The sequence below is a fragment of the Streptomyces sp. NPDC002776 genome, assembly GCF_053592195.1.
Genome location: NZ_JBSFVG010000011.1, coordinates 39,400 through 55,266, shown reverse-complemented (window position 1 = coordinate 55,266; position 15,867 = coordinate 39,400). Strand labels below are relative to the sequence as shown.

Annotated in this window: 19 protein-coding genes; 8 read left to right on the top strand and 11 right to left on the bottom strand. The window is 72.1% G+C overall.

Annotated features, from left to right (window positions below; translation table 11 throughout):
• The first annotated feature begins 7 nt into the window (after positions 1–7).
• Entirely contained in the window at positions 8–1,582 is a 1,575-nt protein-coding gene (gene lnt, locus ACWD11_RS22275) for an apolipoprotein N-acyltransferase (protein WP_389417538.1), read from the top strand.
• On the opposite strand, the gene ACWD11_RS22270 is transcribed toward lnt, so the two are convergent.
• Together ACWD11_RS22270 and ACWD11_RS22265 are read right to left on the bottom strand one after the other, a co-directional pair.
• Positions 1,506–2,411: a Gfo/Idh/MocA family protein gene (locus ACWD11_RS22270; RefSeq protein WP_389417537.1), complete on the bottom strand. Its 906-nt coding sequence runs from the start codon at positions 2,409–2,411 to the stop codon at positions 1,506–1,508. The genes lnt and ACWD11_RS22270 overlap by 77 nt on opposite strands.
• An 8-nt stretch (positions 2,412–2,419) precedes the next feature.
• Complete coding sequence (locus ACWD11_RS22265; RefSeq protein WP_451284933.1) at positions 2,420–3,604, bottom strand: FAD-dependent monooxygenase; 1,185 nt, start codon at positions 3,602–3,604, stop codon at positions 2,420–2,422.
• A gap of 77 nt (positions 3,605–3,681) precedes the next feature.
• Here ACWD11_RS22265 and ACWD11_RS22260 point away from each other — a divergent pair, with 77 nt between their 5' ends.
• The 3 genes from ACWD11_RS22260 (at position 3,682) to ACWD11_RS22250 (ending at position 5,418) form a co-directional block, all read left to right on the top strand.
• Positions 3,682–4,275, top strand: a complete 594-nt coding sequence (locus tag ACWD11_RS22260; protein WP_389417535.1) for a TetR/AcrR family transcriptional regulator — start codon at positions 3,682–3,684, stop codon at positions 4,273–4,275.
• A 41-nt stretch (positions 4,276–4,316) separates the two neighbouring features.
• Positions 4,317–4,826 (top strand): DinB family protein, encoded by a 510-nt coding sequence (locus tag ACWD11_RS22255; protein ID WP_451284931.1) that lies wholly within the window; start codon positions 4,317–4,319, stop codon positions 4,824–4,826.
• Between the two features lie 112 nt (positions 4,827–4,938).
• Positions 4,939–5,418 (top strand): hypothetical protein, encoded by a 480-nt coding sequence (locus ACWD11_RS22250; protein ID WP_389417533.1) that lies wholly within the window; start codon positions 4,939–4,941, stop codon positions 5,416–5,418.
• A gap of 3 nt (positions 5,419–5,421) precedes the next feature.
• Here the strand turns inward: ACWD11_RS22250 and ACWD11_RS22245 are convergent, their stop codons facing one another.
• The 5 genes from ACWD11_RS22245 to fabG form a co-directional block, all read right to left on the bottom strand.
• Positions 5,422–5,940 (bottom strand): hypothetical protein, encoded by a 519-nt coding sequence (locus ACWD11_RS22245; protein WP_389417532.1) that lies wholly within the window; start codon positions 5,938–5,940, stop codon positions 5,422–5,424.
• 104 nt (positions 5,941–6,044) lie between these two features.
• Positions 6,045–6,728: a uracil-DNA glycosylase gene (gene ung / locus ACWD11_RS22240; RefSeq protein ID WP_389417531.1), complete on the bottom strand. Its 684-nt coding sequence runs from the start codon at positions 6,726–6,728 to the stop codon at positions 6,045–6,047.
• A gap of 95 nt (positions 6,729–6,823) precedes the next feature.
• Complete coding sequence (locus ACWD11_RS22235; protein WP_389417530.1) at positions 6,824–8,407, bottom strand: ABC transporter substrate-binding protein; 1,584 nt, start codon at positions 8,405–8,407, stop codon at positions 6,824–6,826.
• Between the two features lie 208 nt (positions 8,408–8,615).
• Entirely contained in the window at positions 8,616–9,374 is a 759-nt protein-coding gene (locus ACWD11_RS22230) for an SDR family oxidoreductase (protein WP_389417529.1), read from the bottom strand.
• Positions 9,375–9,386: 12 nt separating this feature from the next.
• Positions 9,387–10,148: a 3-oxoacyl-ACP reductase FabG gene (fabG, locus tag ACWD11_RS22225; RefSeq protein WP_389417528.1), complete on the bottom strand. Its 762-nt coding sequence runs from the start codon at positions 10,146–10,148 to the stop codon at positions 9,387–9,389.
• A gap of 260 nt (positions 10,149–10,408) precedes the next feature.
• Between fabG and ACWD11_RS22220 the strand changes: the two genes are divergently transcribed.
• Complete coding sequence (locus tag ACWD11_RS22220; RefSeq protein ID WP_451284927.1) at positions 10,409–10,870, top strand: excalibur calcium-binding protein; 462 nt, start codon at positions 10,409–10,411, stop codon at positions 10,868–10,870.
• Position 10,871: 1 nt separating this feature from the next.
• Here ACWD11_RS22220 and ACWD11_RS22215 read toward each other — a convergent pair whose 3' ends face one another.
• Positions 10,872–11,288 carry a DUF3037 domain-containing protein gene (locus ACWD11_RS22215; protein ID WP_389417526.1) on the bottom strand — a complete coding sequence of 139 codons (417 nt, stop codon included), beginning with the start codon at positions 11,286–11,288 and terminating at the stop codon, positions 10,872–10,874.
• On the bottom strand, positions 11,285–12,040 hold the full coding sequence (locus ACWD11_RS22210; RefSeq protein ID WP_389417525.1) for a HipA family kinase: 756 nt from the start codon (positions 12,038–12,040) through the stop codon (positions 11,285–11,287). Before ACWD11_RS22210 ends, ACWD11_RS22215 begins: the two co-directional genes overlap by 4 nt.
• Positions 12,041–12,129: 89 nt before the next feature.
• Here ACWD11_RS22210 and ACWD11_RS22205 point away from each other — a divergent pair, with 89 nt between their 5' ends.
• Complete coding sequence (locus ACWD11_RS22205) at positions 12,130–12,576, top strand: Rieske (2Fe-2S) protein (protein ID WP_451284925.1); 447 nt, start codon at positions 12,130–12,132, stop codon at positions 12,574–12,576.
• On the opposite strand, the gene ACWD11_RS22200 is transcribed toward ACWD11_RS22205, so the two are convergent.
• A complete protein-coding gene (locus ACWD11_RS22200; protein WP_389417523.1) occupies positions 12,563–13,201 on the bottom strand; it encodes a cysteine hydrolase in 639 nt (212 codons plus the stop codon). The genes ACWD11_RS22205 and ACWD11_RS22200 overlap by 14 nt on opposite strands.
• 132 nt (positions 13,202–13,333) lie before the next feature.
• Here ACWD11_RS22200 and ACWD11_RS22195 point away from each other — a divergent pair, with 132 nt between their 5' ends.
• Complete coding sequence (locus ACWD11_RS22195; RefSeq protein WP_389417522.1) at positions 13,334–13,801, top strand: pyridoxamine 5'-phosphate oxidase family protein; 468 nt, start codon at positions 13,334–13,336, stop codon at positions 13,799–13,801.
• Here ACWD11_RS22195 and ACWD11_RS22190 read toward each other — a convergent pair.
• On the bottom strand, positions 13,779–14,810 hold the full coding sequence (locus tag ACWD11_RS22190; protein WP_389417521.1) for a LysR family transcriptional regulator: 1,032 nt from the start codon (positions 14,808–14,810) through the stop codon (positions 13,779–13,781). The genes ACWD11_RS22195 and ACWD11_RS22190 overlap by 23 nt on opposite strands.
• 74 nt (positions 14,811–14,884) lie before the next feature.
• Here ACWD11_RS22190 and ACWD11_RS22185 point away from each other — a divergent pair, with 74 nt between their 5' ends.
• Positions 14,885–15,835 carry a DMT family transporter gene (locus ACWD11_RS22185; protein WP_451284922.1) on the top strand — a complete coding sequence of 317 codons (951 nt, stop codon included), beginning with the start codon at positions 14,885–14,887 and terminating at the stop codon, positions 15,833–15,835.
• Positions 15,836–15,867: the final 32 nt, after the last annotated feature.

Here is a 15,867-nt window from a genome sequence, read left to right as displayed (position 1 = left end):
GCGCCGCATGCAGAGGTTCGGCCGATGGCTCGTCATCCCGTGGCGGCGTTCCCTCGTCGCCACGGCGGCCGGTGCCCTGCCCGTCCTCGCCTTTCCGGGTCCCGCCCTGTGGTGGTTCGCCTACGTCGCCCTGGTGCCCTGGCTGCTGTTGCTGCGCACCGCCCCGACCGGCCGCCGGGCGCTCCGCGACGGCTGGTGCGGCGGTTTCGGCTTCATGCTGGCCATGCACCACTGGCTGCTGCCGAACCTGCACGTCTTCACCTTCGTCCTCGCGGCGCTGCTCGGCGCCCTGTGGGCCCCGTGGGGGTGGCTGGTGCGCCGCTTCCTCGCCGGCGCCCCCGGGCCGGGCCGGACCGGGGCCGCCCTCGCGGTCCTGCCGTCGGGGTGGCTGGGGGTGGAGCTGGTCCGTTCCTGGGAAGGGCTCGGCGGCCCCTGGGGCGTGCTCGGGGCCAGTCAGTGGCCGGTGGAGGCGGCGCTGCGGCTCGCCTCGGTCGGCGGGATCTGGCTGCTCAGTTTTCTGGTGGTGGCGCTCAACGTCGCCGTCGCCGTCCTCGTCTCGGTCCCCGGCGCGCGCGTCCCCGCCGTCGCGGGACTGGTCGCCACGGCCACCGTCACCTCCGCGGCCTGGGTCTGGTCACCGCGGCCCGACGCCGACGGGCGGACCCGGATCGCCGTCGTGCAGCCGGGCGTCATCCAGGGCGGCGACAGCGCCGACCGGCGCTTCGCCGCGGAGGAGCGGCTCACCCGCGAACTCGTCGGCCAGGACGTGGATCTGGTCGTGTGGGGCGAGAGCAGCGTCGGCTTCGACCTCGGCCGCCGTCCCGACCTGGCGGACCGGCTCGCGGCCCTCTCCCGCGAGACCGGGGCGCCCGTCCTCGTCAACGTCGACGCCCGCCGCTCCGACCGGCCCGGCATCTACAAGAGTTCGGTGCTGGTCGGCCCCGACGGCCTGACCGGCGCCCGCTACGACAAGATGCGGCTCGTCCCCTTCGGCGAGTACGTCCCGGCCCGCTCCCTGCTCGGCTGGGCGACCTCGGTCGGCGAGGCGGCCGGCGAGGACCGGCGCCGCGGCTCCGGACAGGTCGTCATGCACGCCGGAAGCGGCCTGCGCGTGGGCCCGATGGTCTGCTTCGAGTCGGCCTTCCCCGACATGAGCCGCCATCTCGCCGAGGACGGCGCCCAGGTGCTGGTCGCCCAGTCGGCGACGTCGACGTTCCAGCAGAGCTGGGCCCCCGAGCAGCACGCCTCCCTCGCCGCCCTGCGCGCCGCCGAGACCGGCCGGCCGATGGTGCACGCGACCCTGACCGGCGTGTCCGCCGTGCACGACGCGAGCGGACAGCGCGTCGGCTCCTGGCTCGGCACCAGCGCGCGCACGGCGCAGGTCTACGACGTGCCGCTGGCCCGGGGCACCACGCCCTACGTCCGGTTCGGCGACTGGCCGGTGCAGGCGGCGCTGCTGATCCTCGCCGCCTGGTGCGTGGCCGAGGGCGTGCGGACCCTGCGGATCAGGCGCCCTGCTCCTGCACCGCCCGCACCACCCGCTCGCACACCTCATGAGTCGCCAGCGCGTCCCGGGCGCTGAGCACCTTGCCCGCGCGCACCGCGTCCAGGAACGCCAGCACCGCCTGCTCGATGCCGCGCTGCCGGGCCACCGGCACCCAGTCGCCGCGCCGGCGCACCGTGGGCTGCCCCTTGTGGTCGATCACCTCGGCGAGATTGAGCACCTGCCGCTTGGTGTCCTGCCCGGACACCTCCAGGATCTCCTCGGCCGAGCCGCTGAGCCGGTTCATCACCCCGAGGGCGGTGAACCCGTCGCCGGCGAGCTGAAGCACCACATGGTGCAGCAGACCGCCCTCGGTACGGGCCCGCACGGTCACGTCGTCGACGGGCCCCGGCGCCAGGAAGCGCAGGGTGTCCACGACATGGATGAAGTCGTCCAGGATCATCGTGCGCGGCTCCTCGGGGAGCCCGATCCGGTTCTTCTGCATGAGGATCAGCTCGCGCGGATGATCCAGGCACTGCGCGTACCCGGGTGCGTGGCGCCGGTTGAAGCCGACGGCGAGGCTCACCCCGCGCCGCTCGGCGAGCTCCACCAGCCGCTCGGAGTCGGCGAGTTCGTACGCCAGCGGCTTGTCGACGTACGTCGGCACGCCCGCCTCGAGCAGTCGCGCCACGATCTCCGGGTGCACGACCGTGGGCGCGTGCACGAAGGCCGCGTCCAGGCCCTGGGCGAGCAGCGAGTCCAGATCGGCGTGGCGCTGCCGCGCGGGCAGATGGAGGGTGTCGGCGACGCGGTGGAGCGTGGCGGGCGTGCGGGTCTGGAGGTGCACTTCCACACCGGGCTGGTGGCCGAGCACGGGCAGGTATGCCTTCTGTGCGATGTCGCCGAGTCCGATGCAGCCGACCTTCACTGATGCTCCTACCGTGTTCCTGGGGGTGACACGACGGAAGCATACGGCGGCTGCGGGGGCCGCCAGTCGGCGATGCCGTCGAAGCCCCGCAGGAGCAGCGCGGGCCCGGCCTTGGCGACGGCGGTGATCAGGGCGTCGCGTACGGCGATGCTCGCGCGGCCGGTCATCAGGTTGAGGCGGGCGGTCCTGACGGACTGCCGGGCGACGGCGGTCGCCCGCGGACGGCGGGCGGCGCTGTAGGCCGGGAGGTCATCGGCATGGTGCGCCAGCACGACGGCGTCCTCGATCGCCTGGTTGCCGCCCTGGCCCAGCATCGGCGGCATGGCGTGCGCGGCGTCGCCGACGAGGGCCACCCGGCCGCGGTGGAAGGCGGGCAGCGGTGGGGCGACGTGGTGGACATCGTGGCGCAGGACGTCCTCGGGGCGGGCGGCGGCGAGGATCGCGGGCACGGGGTGGTGCCAGTCGCCGTAGCGGCGCAGCAGTTCGGCACGCTCGTCGTCGGGGGCGCGCTCCCCGGCGGGCGCCAGGGCTGCCGCGTACGCGTACACCCGACCGTCCTTGAGGGGGTGCGAGCCCCAGATGCGGCCCCGGCCCCAGGTCTCGTGGGAGGCGAACTGCGCGCCGGGGACCGGGATCACGACCCGCCACGTGGTGAACCCGCAGTACACGGCTCCGGGATGGTCCGGGAACAGCACCCCGCGTACGGCGGAGTGGATGCCGTCGGCGGCCACCACCAGGTCGGCCTCCCGGTCGCCGTCCGGGGTGCTCACGCGGGCCGGGCGGCCGGCGGCGCCCGGATCGGCGACGGTCGCGGTGACGCCCGTGCGGACCGTGCCCGGCGGGAGGCCCGCGGCCAGGCTGGTGACGAGGGTGGCCCGGTGCAGCAGGACCAGGGGGCCGCCGAAGCGTTCGGCCGCGGCGGTGGCGTCGGTGTGCGCGAGCCACCGTCCGGACGGGGCGCGCAGTCCTCCGTCGCCCTGCCAGGCGGCCAGATCGCGGATCTCGTCACCGAGGCCGATGACGTCGAGGGCGCGCAGGGAGTTGGGAGCGAGCGAGATCGCCGCGCCGACCGGCTCCAGCGACGGGGCCCGCTCCAGTACGGTCACCTCCAGGCCGCGGCGGTGCAGTGCCGTGGCGGCGGTCAGCCCGCCGATCCCGCCACCGATCACGACGGCCCGCTTGGGCTGTGCCATGGTTCCTCCCGATGCAACTACAGCTGTAGTGAGCATTACCGTACTACGGATGTAGTGAGCCGGGTAGGTTGATCTCCATGTCCGCACGCACCGCAGGCGCCGCCCGCGCCGACCTCGTCGCCGACGCCGCCCTCCGTCTGCTCGCCGAGCGCGGCATGCGCGGCCTGACCCACCGGGCGGTCGACGAGGCGGCCGGACTCCCCCAGGGCTCGACCTCCAACCTGGCCCGCACCCGGCAGGCCCTCCTGGAGCTGGCGGTACGGCGGCTCGCCGAACGCGAGGCCCGCGTACTGGCCCTGGAGGAGATGCCCCACCCGCGCGGCGGCCGGGACGCCCTGGTGGACGGACTCGCCCTGGCCACCCACCGCTCCCTGACCCGCAACCGCGAACTGACGCTCGCCCGCTACGAACTGGCCCTGGAGGCCACCCGGCGCCCCGAGCTGCGCGCCTACTTCGACGCCACCGGCGCCCGCTTCCACGAACAGCTCGGCGCGCTGATGACCGCGCTGGGGTCGACGGATCCGGCCCGGCACGTGCTGTCCCTGGTGGCGTGGGCGGACGGGCTGATGTTCTCCTGCGTGGCCGGTTCCTTCGGCGCGCGGCAACCGACCCTGGACGAGGTGCGCGCCGGACTGCGCGAGCTGCTGGAAGGGATGTTCGGGCCGTCGTAAAACCGCTGGTGGACGTGGGCGAGTTGGGCAAGGATGCGGCCATGACGACCGAACGCCGTGAACCCGCCGTGAACGCCGATGAGCGCACCATGCTGGAGGGCTGGCTCGACTACCACCGGCAGACCCTCGGGTGGAAGTGCGCGGGCCTGACCGAGGCCCAGCTCAGGACCGCCTCCGTGGAGCCGTCGGAGCTCACCCTGATGGGGCTGGTGCGGCACATGGCCGAGGTCGAGCGGTACTGGTTCCACGAGGTGCTCCTCGACGAGGACCTCGGGGTGCTCTACTCCTCCGAGCAGGACCGGGACGGCGACTTCCACTTCTCCGCCGCGGACACCTGGCAGGAGGCCCACGACACCTGGCAGGCCGAGATCGAAAGGGCCCGGCGCAACACCGCCGGCCTGGGTCTCGACGACTTCTCCAAGGGCACCAGCCGGTCCGGGGAGACCTTCAACCTCCGCTGGATCTACACCCACATGATCGAGGAGTACGCACGCCACAACGGTCACGCCGACCTCCTCCGCGAGCGCGTCGACGGGTCCACCGGCGACTGACGTCACCCTCGGCGGACCCACGGCCTCCGTACGGGGGCGGAGATCACCCGTGCGGGGCATCCTGCGCTTGTGGGCTGTCCCGGAGGGGGCCCCAACCACCAGAGTGACCCGGGTGCATCGAACGACGACGACCGCAACGCTCCTGGTCACCGTGGCTGCGTCGGCCCTGGCGGGCTGTGTGACCGTCCAGCACCCGCCCGCCCCGGGGCCGGTCACGGCACCGTCCCGGCCCTCCGTGCCCCGGCCGGACGGCAGGGCGGAGCCGCAGATCGTGCAGGCGCCGGCCCAGGAGGCGCTGGAACTCATCGGCCCGCCCCGCCGCCCGGAACGCACACCCCCGGCGACCCGGCGGCCGACCCGCCCCGCCCCGCCGCCGGCACCACCCGCCCGGCCGGACACTCCCCCGAGTCATCCCCGCCCGGCACACCCCCGCCCCGAGCGCCCCGCTCCGCCGCACCCGCGGGTCGAGATCCCGGACGTCGCGGATTCGGTCCGCAAGAACACCGACGTCTGCGCCCTGGGCAGGAAGTACGGCGGCTGGCGCAAGGAGAGCCCGGAGACGAGGATCTGCGAGCAGACGTACGGGCGTTGAGCGTCAGGACCGCCGCCCCGGCGGCCCCCAGCCTCCGGAGGAGCCCCCGTCGTCCCCCAGCCGCAGCTCCAGCCGGTGGATCGCCGCCCGCACTCCGTCCCCGTAACTGTCCTCGGCGAGCGCGTCCGCCGCCGTCCGGGCCCGCCGCAGATGTGTCCGCGCCGCCTCGGCGCGGTCCAGCTTCACATAGTCGGCGGCGAGGTTCAGATGCAGCGACGGATACAGCGCCCGGACCGCGAGCGCCCCCTCGTGCTCGGCGAGGCGGTCGTCGGTCAGTTCCTCCGCCGCCGTCAACGCCCGGAGGTCCCAGGCGAGTTCGTCGTCCGGCTCGTCCTGGGTGTCGGCGAGGTAGTGGGCCAGGGTGCAGCGGTGCAGCGGGTCGCCGTCCTCGCCGATCTCGGCCCACAGACCGAGCAGGCGGTGCCGGGCCTCCTCGCGGTCGCCCGCGTGATGCAACATGACGACCTGCCCGATCCGTGTCATCACGGCATCCGGCGCCGTCCGCTCCTGTCGCTCCGCCACCGCGTCCTCCACACCCTCGGCGCCTGGTCGCCCCCGACGCTAACCGCAGCCACCGGCAATCCCGGCGAGGCGGGGCCGACCCGCAGGAGCGGCCCCGCAGCAGGTCAGCCCAGGTTCGGCAGCCGCCAGTCGATGGGGTCGTGGCCCTGCGCCGCGACCGCCTCGTTGATCTGGGTGAACGGACGGGACCCGAAGAACTTCTTGGCCGACAGCGGTGAGGGGTGCGCGCCCTTGACCACCGCGTGCCGCGTCTCGTCGATCAGCGGGAGCTTCTTCTGCGCGTAGTTGCCCCACAGCACGAACACCGCCGGGTCGGGCCGGTCGGCGACCGCACGGATCACCGCGTCGGTGAACTTCTCCCAGCCCTTGCCCTTGTGGGAGTTGGCCTCGCCGGAGCGGACGGTGAGGACCGCGTTGAGCAGCAGGACGCCCTGCTGGGCCCACGGCATCAGATAGCCGTTGTCCGGGACCGGCAGGCCCAGCTCCTGCTCCATCTCCTTGTAGATGTTCCGCAGCGAGGGCGGGGTCCGCACACCGGGACGGACCGAGAAGCACAGGCCATGGCCCTGCCCTTCGCCGTGGTAGGGGTCCTGACCGAGGATCAGGACCTTGACCCGGTCGAAGGGCGTCGCGTCCAGCGCGGCGAAGACCTCCTCGCGCGGAGGGTAGACGGGACCCTTCGCTCGCTCCTCCTCGACGAACTCCGTCAGCTCCTTGAAGTAGGGCTGCTGCAGTTCGTCGCCCAGAACCCCGCGCCAGGACTCGGGCAGCATGGCGATGTCGGTCACGTCAACTTCCTTCGGTGTGCGGTCACTACGACCTGCGTCGCTTCCTGACCACAGAACCTACCGGCGACCACTGACAACGCGCCCGGGGGACGGCCCTACCAGCTGGTCTTGCGGTACAGCGCGCCCATCATCATGATCGTCGACGGGTCCAGCGCCCGCTCCGCGCCGGAGATGTCGTTGTTGGCCGCCACGTACTGCCGGCCCTGCCACAGCGGCAGCAGACGGGCGTCCTCGACGAGGATCTTCTGCGCCTCCTCGAAGTCCTTCTCCACGTTGGCGCGGTCGCTCTCCTTGCGGGAGCGCGGCAGCAGCTTGCCGGTGATCTCCGGGGCCGGGTAGGGCGTACCGAGGGCGTTCTGGTCGCCGACGAAGGGGGCGATGAAGTTGTCGGCGTCGGGGAAGTCGGGGGACCAGCCGCGGCCGAACACCGGGTACTCGCCCTTCTGGTAGCCCGTGACGTACGTCTTCCAGGGGCGGCTCTTGAGGGTGATCTCGAACAGTCCGGAGCCGTCCAGCTGCTTCTTGATCTCCTCGAACTCCGCCTTGGTCTCGGAGCCGTAGCGGTCGGTGGTGTACCAGAGGATGAGCGGCACCTTTTCGGTGATACCGGCCTCGGAGAGGATCTGGCGGGCCTTGGAGGTGCTGGGCTGGCCGTAGTCGTCGAAGAAGCCGGTGGTGTGCCCGGTCAGGCCCTTGGGGACCATGGAGTACAGCGGCTCGACGGTGTCCTTGTAGACCTTGTGCGCGATGGCCGGGCGGTCCAGGACCTGGGCGATGGCCTTGCGGACGGCGGGCTTGGCGGCCCACGGGTCCTTGGGGTTGAAGACCAGGTAGCTGATCTGGGTGCTGACGCTCTCGACGACCTGGAACTCCTTCTTCGCCTCGTGCGTCTGGAGCTCGAGGATGTCGTCGGCGGCGATACCGCGGAAGGCGACGTCGAGCTCGTGCTCGCGCAGGGCGCCCACCATCTCGCCGGAGTCCTGGAAGTAGCGGATGGTCACGGCGCTGTTCTCGCGCTCCGCGTAGCCCTCGTACTTGTCGTTGCGGACCAGCTCGGCCGTCTTGCCGTCCTCGTAGGACTGGAGCGTGTAGGGGCCGGAGCCGACGACCTTGCCGTCCTCGCGCAGCTTGTCCGCGGGGTAGCTGTCCGGGTCGACGATCGACATGGCGGGCGTGGCGAGCACGAACGGGAAGGTGGCGTCCGGCTTGTTGAGATGGAAGACGACCTCGCGGTCGCCCAGCGCCTGGACCCGGTCGAGGCTGCCCAGCAGACCGGCGGGACCGCCGTTGACCTTGATGTCCCGGATGCGGTCGATCGAGTACTTGACGGCCTGGGCGTCCAGCGTGCTGCCGTCGGAGAACTCCAGCCCGTCACGCAGTTCGCAGCGGTAGGCCGTGTTCGTGCTGTCGGTGAACGCGCACTCCTCGGCGGCGTCCGGCTCGGGCACGCTCGCCCCGGCGGGGTAACTGAGCAGTGTCTGGTAGATGTTGCGGAACAGTTCCCAGGAGCTGTCCCACGACGCGGCGGGATCCAGCGTGCTCGGCGCACTGGTGGTGCCCACGACGATCGGCCCTTCGTCCTCGGAAGAGTCCGAGGAGAGAATTCCGCATCCTGTCATCAGGGACGATATGGACGCGATGGCCGCCACCTGCCGCAGGCATCGGTTCCGGTTGAACACGCGCACGCTCCTCGATCTGCCATACCAAGGGTCGGCAGACCATACCGCAGAGCTCGGCCGATTGAACCGGTGTCTCACAGGGGTTCTTGATCGATAAACCTTTGACTACGTTGTCAGCCGTCGGTCAATCTGTTCGGTCGAAGCGGGACGACCGGCTTGTACGGATTCGGGCCCGTGCCCCCGCCGGGAGACACGGGCCCGACGCAGGTCAGCCGACGCCGGCGTTGAGGAAGATGCCGCCGTCGACGACGAGCGTCTGACCGGTGACCCAGTCGGACTGCTCGGAGGTGAGGAAGGCGGCGGCGCCCCCGATGTCGGAGGGCACGCCCAGCCGGGCCAGCGGGTAGGAGGCGGCCGCCTCCTCCTCCCGGCCCTCGTACAGCGCCTGGGCGAACTTGGTCTTCACCACGGCCGGGGCGATCGCGTTGACCCGCACCCCGGGCGCGAACTCGTGCGCCAGCTGCTGGGTCAGGTTGATCAGCGCGGCCTTGCTGACGCCGTAGGCGGCGATGAAGGGCGAGGGCGCGATGCCCGCGACGGAGGCGATGTTGACGATCGCGCCGCCGTTCTCCTTCTGCCAGGCGTGCCAGGTCTTCTGGGCGAAGCCGAGCGCCGAGATCACATTGGTCTCGAACACCTTGCGCGCGACACCCAGGTCGAGGTCGGCGATCGGCCCGAAGACCGGGTTGGTGCCGGCGTTGTTGACCAGGAAGTCGACGCGCCCGAAGGCCTCCATGGTGCGCTCCACGGCGATGGCCTGGTGGGCCTCGTCGTGGGCCTTGCCGGCGATGTAGATCGCGCGGTCCGAGCCGAGCTGCTCGACGGCCTCCTTGAGGGAGTCCTCGTTGCGGCCGGTGATGGCCACCCGGTCACCGCGGGCGACGAGCGCCTCGGCGACGCCGTAGCCGATGCCGCGGCTGCCGCCCGTGATGAGGGCGACCTTGCCGGAGAGTTCCACTGCAGTCATGTGCCTGATCCTCTAGTCGAGCGGTCCGCCGGCGACGTACAGCACCTGGCCGGAGACGAAGCCGGCGTCATCACCCGTGAAGTAGGCGATGGCGCCCGCGATGTCCTCGGGGTAGCCGACACGCTGGACGGGGATCTGGGTGGCGGCCGCGGCCTTGAAGTCCTCGAAGCCCATGCCGACGCGCTCGGCGGTGGCCGCCGTCATGTCGGTGGCGATGAAGCCGGGGGCGACGGCGTTGGCGGTGACCCCGAACTTGCCGAGCTCGATGGCGAGGGTCTTGGTGAAACCCTGCATACCGGCCTTGGCGGCGGAGTAGTTGACCTGGCCGCGGTTGCCGAGCGCGGAGGACGAGGAGAGGTTGACGATCCGGCCGAACTTGGCGTCCACCATGTGCTTCTGACAGGCCTTCGACATCAGGAAGGCGCCGCGCAGGTGGACGTTCATGACCGTGTCCCAGTCGGAGACGCTCATCTTGAACAGCAGGTTGTCGCGCAGCACGCCCGCGTTGTTGACCAGGATCGTGGGCGCGCCGAGCTCCGCCGCGATCCGCGCGACGGCCGCCTCCACCTGTGCCTCGTCGGAAACGTCGCAGCCGACCGCGAGAGCCTTGCCGCCCGCCGCGGTGATCTTCTCCACGGTGTCCTTGCAGGCCGCCTCGTCGAGGTCGATGACGGCGACCGCGCGGCCCTCGGCGGCCAGACGTACGGCGGTGGCGGCGCCGATACCGCGCGCTGCGCCGGTGACTACGGCGACCCGCTGGTCAGTGGTGGACATGGCTGCTTCTCCTCGCCCTTGGGGGTGCGGCTCCACGGTCCGCCCATCGGTGAGCGACCGCTTAGTACCTTCAGCAGACGTGACGCTAGAAGCCCTGGCACCCGGTGTCAACGGCACACCGCCACGTGTGATCCATTCCCCGCGCCCCCGGCTCGCGGCGGCCCTCCCCCGCCACCCGATCGGCCCAGCTGAGCGCGTCCCCGCGCCGGGCGGCCCCTAGCGTCGGCCGGAGGCCCTCGTGGCCGGAAAGGAGGCGCACCATGCGCCCTCGCACCGCAGCCGTCGGCACGCTGATAGCCATAGCCGCGATCGTGCCGCCGGCCGGCATCGCCCACGCGCAGGACCTGGACTGCGTCAACTTCACGTACCGGGAGGAGGCACAGGCCGTCTACAACTCCGACCCCAGTGATCCGCACGACCTCGACGCGGACCAGGGCCCCGACGACGGCGTGGCCTGCGAGGCGCTGCCCGCGCGCGGCACCACCGCCCGCGGCACGCTCGCGCCCGCCACCTCGATCCCCGCCCCCGTCACGGCCACACCCACCCCCACCGCCGCCCCTACCCCCACCCGCGTCACCGCCAGTCCGACGCTCGGTGTGCGCGGTGGGGTGGGCGGCGCCACCGACTCCGGTCTCGGCGGCTGGGAGACCGCCGCCGGGATCGCCTTCGTCGCCTGCGGTGCCGTCGCGGCGGGATTCGTGGTCAAGCGCCGCCGCGCCTGAGTCAGCGGACGAGCAGTTCCAGGAGCCGTGCCGTCTCCGCCGCCGGGTCGGTCGTCAGCCCGGTGTGGACCGGGCCGGGCTGGACGATCGTGGAGCGGGGGGCGATCAGCCAGCGGAAGCGGCGGCCCGCGTCGTCCGAGGCCGCCTGGCCCGCCGCCGCTCCCCCGGAGCAGACCCGCTCCACCGCCCCGAGCGCGGCGCGCACACCGGCCAGGTCGGCCTCCGGGTCCAGCGCCAGCAGACGGCGCTCGTCGAGGTGGGTGAGCGCCCCGACGTACGCCTTGGCACGGCAGTAGACCAGCACCCCGGCGTTGATGCACTCGCCGCGCTCGACCCGGGGCACGACGCGCAGGACGGCGTACTCGAAGACCTCGCGCTCGCTCGGGCCTCCCTTGATGAAGTGGCGGTCGTCGCTCACGCGGTGCCCTCGATTCGCTCGTGGATGACGGCCGCCCTGGCCAGCAGCGGGCGGGCGTAGGCCCGTCTGAGGTCGTCCGGGGTGTCGAAGCCAGGTTCGTCGGCGAGCCAGGCGTCCGGGATCTCGGCGGTCACCTCGGCGAGCAGGTCCTCGGTGACGAGGGGCGCCAACTCCCCGGCGGCCGCGGTCACATCGGGGCCGAAGGGCATGAGGGCGTGGTCGCGGGCGTCGTAGGGGCGGGCCGCGGAGGCTTCGGCGGCGGGCCAGTTGTGCTGCCAGATCATGGTGGCGCCGTGGTCGATGAGCCACAGGTCGCCGCGCCACATCAGCAGGTTGGGGTTGCGCCAGGAACGGTCGACGTTGTTGACCAGGGCGTCGAACCAGACGATCCGCCCGGCCTCCTCGGGGCTCACCGCGAAGGCGAGCGGGTCGAAACCGAGCGCGCCGGACAGGAAGTCCATGCCGAGGTTGGTGCCGCCGCTGGCCCGGAGCAGCTCCTGCACCTGCTGGTCGGGTTCGCCGAGCCCGAGCACGGGATCGAGGGCGACCGTCACGAGCCGGGGCATCCGGAACCCGAGCCGCCGGGCGAGCTCCCCGCACACCACCTCGGCCACCAGCGTCTTGCGGCCCTGCCCCGCGCCGCGGAACTTCATGACGTACGTCCCGAAGTCGTCGGCCTCGACGAGTCCCGGCAGCGAGCCGCCCTCACGCAGCGGTGTGATGAACCGGGTCGCGATGACTTCCTTGAGCATCGCCCCAGGTTACCGGCGCTCTGAACGGCACCCGCGCGCCGCCCGTACCTGTGGGCGCAAGGCATACCTCCGTGGAAGGGAAGACCGGCATGACCAGCGAACCGCTCCACCCCGTCGCGCCCCCGAGCCGCCGTACCGTCGTGGCGGCGGTCGGCGCGGTGGGCCTCACCTTCGCGCTGAACGCGTGCGGGTCGGAGGACGAGGAGCCGTCCGGGGCGGCCGGGCCCGCCGAGTCCGCCGAGTCCGGTGGGACCGTCGTCGCACGGACCTCGGACATCCCCGAGGGCGGCGGCAAGGTCCTCAAGGACCACAAGGTGGTCGTCACCCAGCCGACGGCGGGCACCTTCAAGGCGTTCTCGTTCGAGTGCACCCATCAGGGGTGTCCGGTGACGGGTGTCTCCGAGGGCTCCATCACCTGCCCCTGCCACAACAGCCGGTTCTCCATCCAGGACGGCAGCGTGCAGAAGGGGCCCGCCACCCAGCCGCTGCCCGCGCGGGAGGTGGCCGTGGACGGCGACTCGATCACGCTCGCCTGACCCGCAGGGCGGCGAGCATGTCGGCCGTGGTGGTCAGCGTGGCGACCAGGGCCAGGGTGTTGCGGATCATCGCGCGGGTGTACTCGGCGGGCACCCCGGCTATCGCGTCGGTGGGCACCACGACCGTGTAGCCGCGGTTGACGGCGTCGAACACGGCGTTCGGGATCGCCACGTTGGCCGATACCCCGGTCACCACCAGCGTGCGGCAGCCCAGGTTGCGCAGCAGGGCGTCGACCTCGGTCCCGTGGATCGGGGACAGGCCGTGCAGCCGCCGTACGACGAAGTCCTCCTCGGTGACCTCGATCGGGGCCGCGAGGCGGACCGCGGTGGTGCCGGACAGCTGCTGGACCGGGAGCCGTTCGGCGGCGCGGAACAGACGGGCGTTGCGGTTCGCGCCGCGGCCGTCGGGGCGGCGCTCGGCGATCGCGTGGATCACCTGGAGCCCGTGGGCGTGGGCGCCGTCCACCAGCCGGGCCACGTTGGCGAGCGTCCCGGAGGAGCGGGCTTCCTTGGCGAGTTCGGGCAGGGCGCTGTCCGGTCCGACGACCCCCTGTTGGCACTCGACCGTGAGCAGCACGGCGGTGGCCGGGTCGAGGACTTCACTGAGCTGCTCGTACGACGGCACGGTTCCCCTTGTCGCGGGCGGTCCGGGCGGGCGAGGGTAACGACCATTGCGCGAGGAGGGAAGACGACCCATTCTTTTCTGACGTGATGTCAGAGGATCTCCTCTGACACGACGTTGGAGAAAAGGGGACGCATGACCGTCACTCAGCGCCGGGGCCGGAAGATCATGATGACACCGGGTGAGCTGGACGAGTTCCTGGCCACCCAGCGCACCTGCCGGGTCGCCACCGTGTCGGCGGACGGCGCCCCGCATGTGAGCACCTTGTGGTTCGCCTGGGACGGCACGTCGCTGTGGCTCTACTCGGTGGTGCGCAGCAGGCGTTGGGCCCAGCTGCGCCGCGACCAGCGGGTCGCCGTCGTGGTCGACACGGGCGAGGAGTACGACGAGCTGCGCGGCGTGGAGCTGTCCGGGACCGTGGAGTTCGTGGGCGAGATCCCGCGGACCGGGGAGCTCTGCGCAGAACTCGACGTGCCGGAGACGCTGTTCGCCCGGAAGAACTTCGGCCTGGAGGAGATGCCGCACGACGGCCGGCACGCGTGGATGCGGCTGACGCCGGAGAAGATCGTGTCCTGGGACTTCAGGAAGCTGTCGTCGCTGTAACGTCCGGCCGCACTGCAGAGGCTGTCGTCGCTGTGGCGCCCAGCCGCTCCGCTGAGGCTGCCGCCGCTGTGGCGCCCAGCCGCTCCGCAGAGGCCGTGGTCGCCGTAGCACCCACCCGCTCCCCCGCCGACCGCAGTGCCCGTACCGCCGCCCGGATCGACGGGCGGCGGTCGGCGTCCGCCCGCCAGATCACGTACACATGCCGCCGCACCCGCTGCTTGAGCGGCACGGTGACGACCTCCGCGGGCATCGGGTGACGGCCCAGCAGCGGGACGACGCACACACCGAGGCCCGCGGCGACCAGACCGAGCTGGGTGTGGGTCTCGGCGGCGCGGTGGCCGACGATCGGCTCGATGCCCTTGGAGCGGAGGGTGAACATCAGCCACTCGTGGCAGAACTCGCCCTGCCCCCAGGTGATCCACTCGTCCTCGGCGAACTCGGCGAGATCCACCTCGTCGCGGCCCGCGAACCGGTGGCCGACCGGCATCGCCACATCGGCGGGGTCGTCCAGGATCGGCGCCTTGACGAGGCCGTCCGGGAGGGGCATCGGCTTGTTGTACCAGTCGAGGACCACCGCCAGGTCCAGATCGCCGCGCACCACTCCGGCCACGGCCTGCTCCGGTTCCAGCTCGCAGGAGCGCAGCCGCAGCGCGGGGTGCTCGGTGCGCAGTTCGGCGAGGGCGGCCGGGAAGAGTCCGCGCGCGGCGGTCGGGAACGCCGCGAGTCTGAGCTCCCCCGCGACCTGGCCGCGCTGCGCCTCCAGGTCGGCCTGGGCCAGCTCCACCTGGGACAGGATCCGCGCCGCGTGCTCCGCGAGCAGCCGCCCGGCGTCGGTGAGCCGGACCCCGCGGCCGTTCTTGGCGAGCAGCCGCTGGCCGACCTCCCGCTCCAGCTTGGACATCTGCTGGGAGACGGCGGATGTGGTGATGTGCAGCCCTTCGGCCGCGCCGCTGACCGAGCCGTGCCGGGCGAGGGCGTCCAGGGTTCGCAGGCGCTCCAGGTTCAACATGTAAGCAATACTACGAGATACAACTCGAAAAATCTCGCTTGTGCTACGACGTCCTGAGCCCCCACCCTGATCCCATGACCCGCTCTCGCTCCCTGCTCGACTGGCGGCTGCGCTTCGCCGTCCTCTCCCTCATCTGGGGTTTCAGCTTTCTGCTCATCAAGGTGGGCACCGAGGGATTCGCGCCGTTCCAGGTGACTCTCGGCCGGCTGGTGTTCGGCACGGCGGTGCTCGCGGTCGCGATGGCGATGCGGCGGGACCGGCTCCCGCGCGGGGCGCGCACGTGGGGGCATCTGACGGTCGCCGCGCTGCTGCTGAACGCGCTGCCGTTCTCGCTGTTCGCCTACGCGGAGCTGACGATCCCGTCGACGCTCGCGGGCATCTGCAACGCCACGTCACCGCTGTGGGGCATGGCCCTGTCCCTGGTCGCGCTCTCCGAGGACCGGCCCACCCGGATGCGGCTCGCGGGTCTCGGCCTGGGATTTCTCGGCGTCCTGACGGTGCTCGGCGCCTGGCAGGGCTTCACCGGCATGGACGCCCGGGGCACCGGCATGGCCCTGCTGGCCTCGCTGTGCTACCCGGTCGGCTGGATCTACGTCCGCCGCACGCTGGCCGGCTCCGACTCCTCCCACCTGTCGCTGACCGGCGCCCAGTTGCTGCTCGCCACCCTCCAACTGGCCGTCGTGACCCCCCTGTCCACCACGTCCCCGGAGACCTTCCCGCTGCTCCCCCTGCTCGCCGTCGCGGCCCTCGGCGCCCTGGGCACGGGCATCGCGGTGCTCCTCCAGTACGGCCTGGTCGCCGAGGTCGGCCCGACGACGGCCCAGATGGTCACCTACTTCATCCCGGTCATCGCCACCGCGGCAGGCGTCACCCTGCTCGGCGAGTCCCTGACCTGGTCGACCCCGGTAGGCGCGGCCATCGTCCTGGCAGGAGCGGCCCTGACCCAGATCCGCCCCCGCGAACGCGCCTCCATCCCGACCGAGACGGCCCACCCGGTACGGACCCCGGCGAAGACGGCACCCTAGTCGGCGGCGACCGTGCCCACGGGGGCGGACCT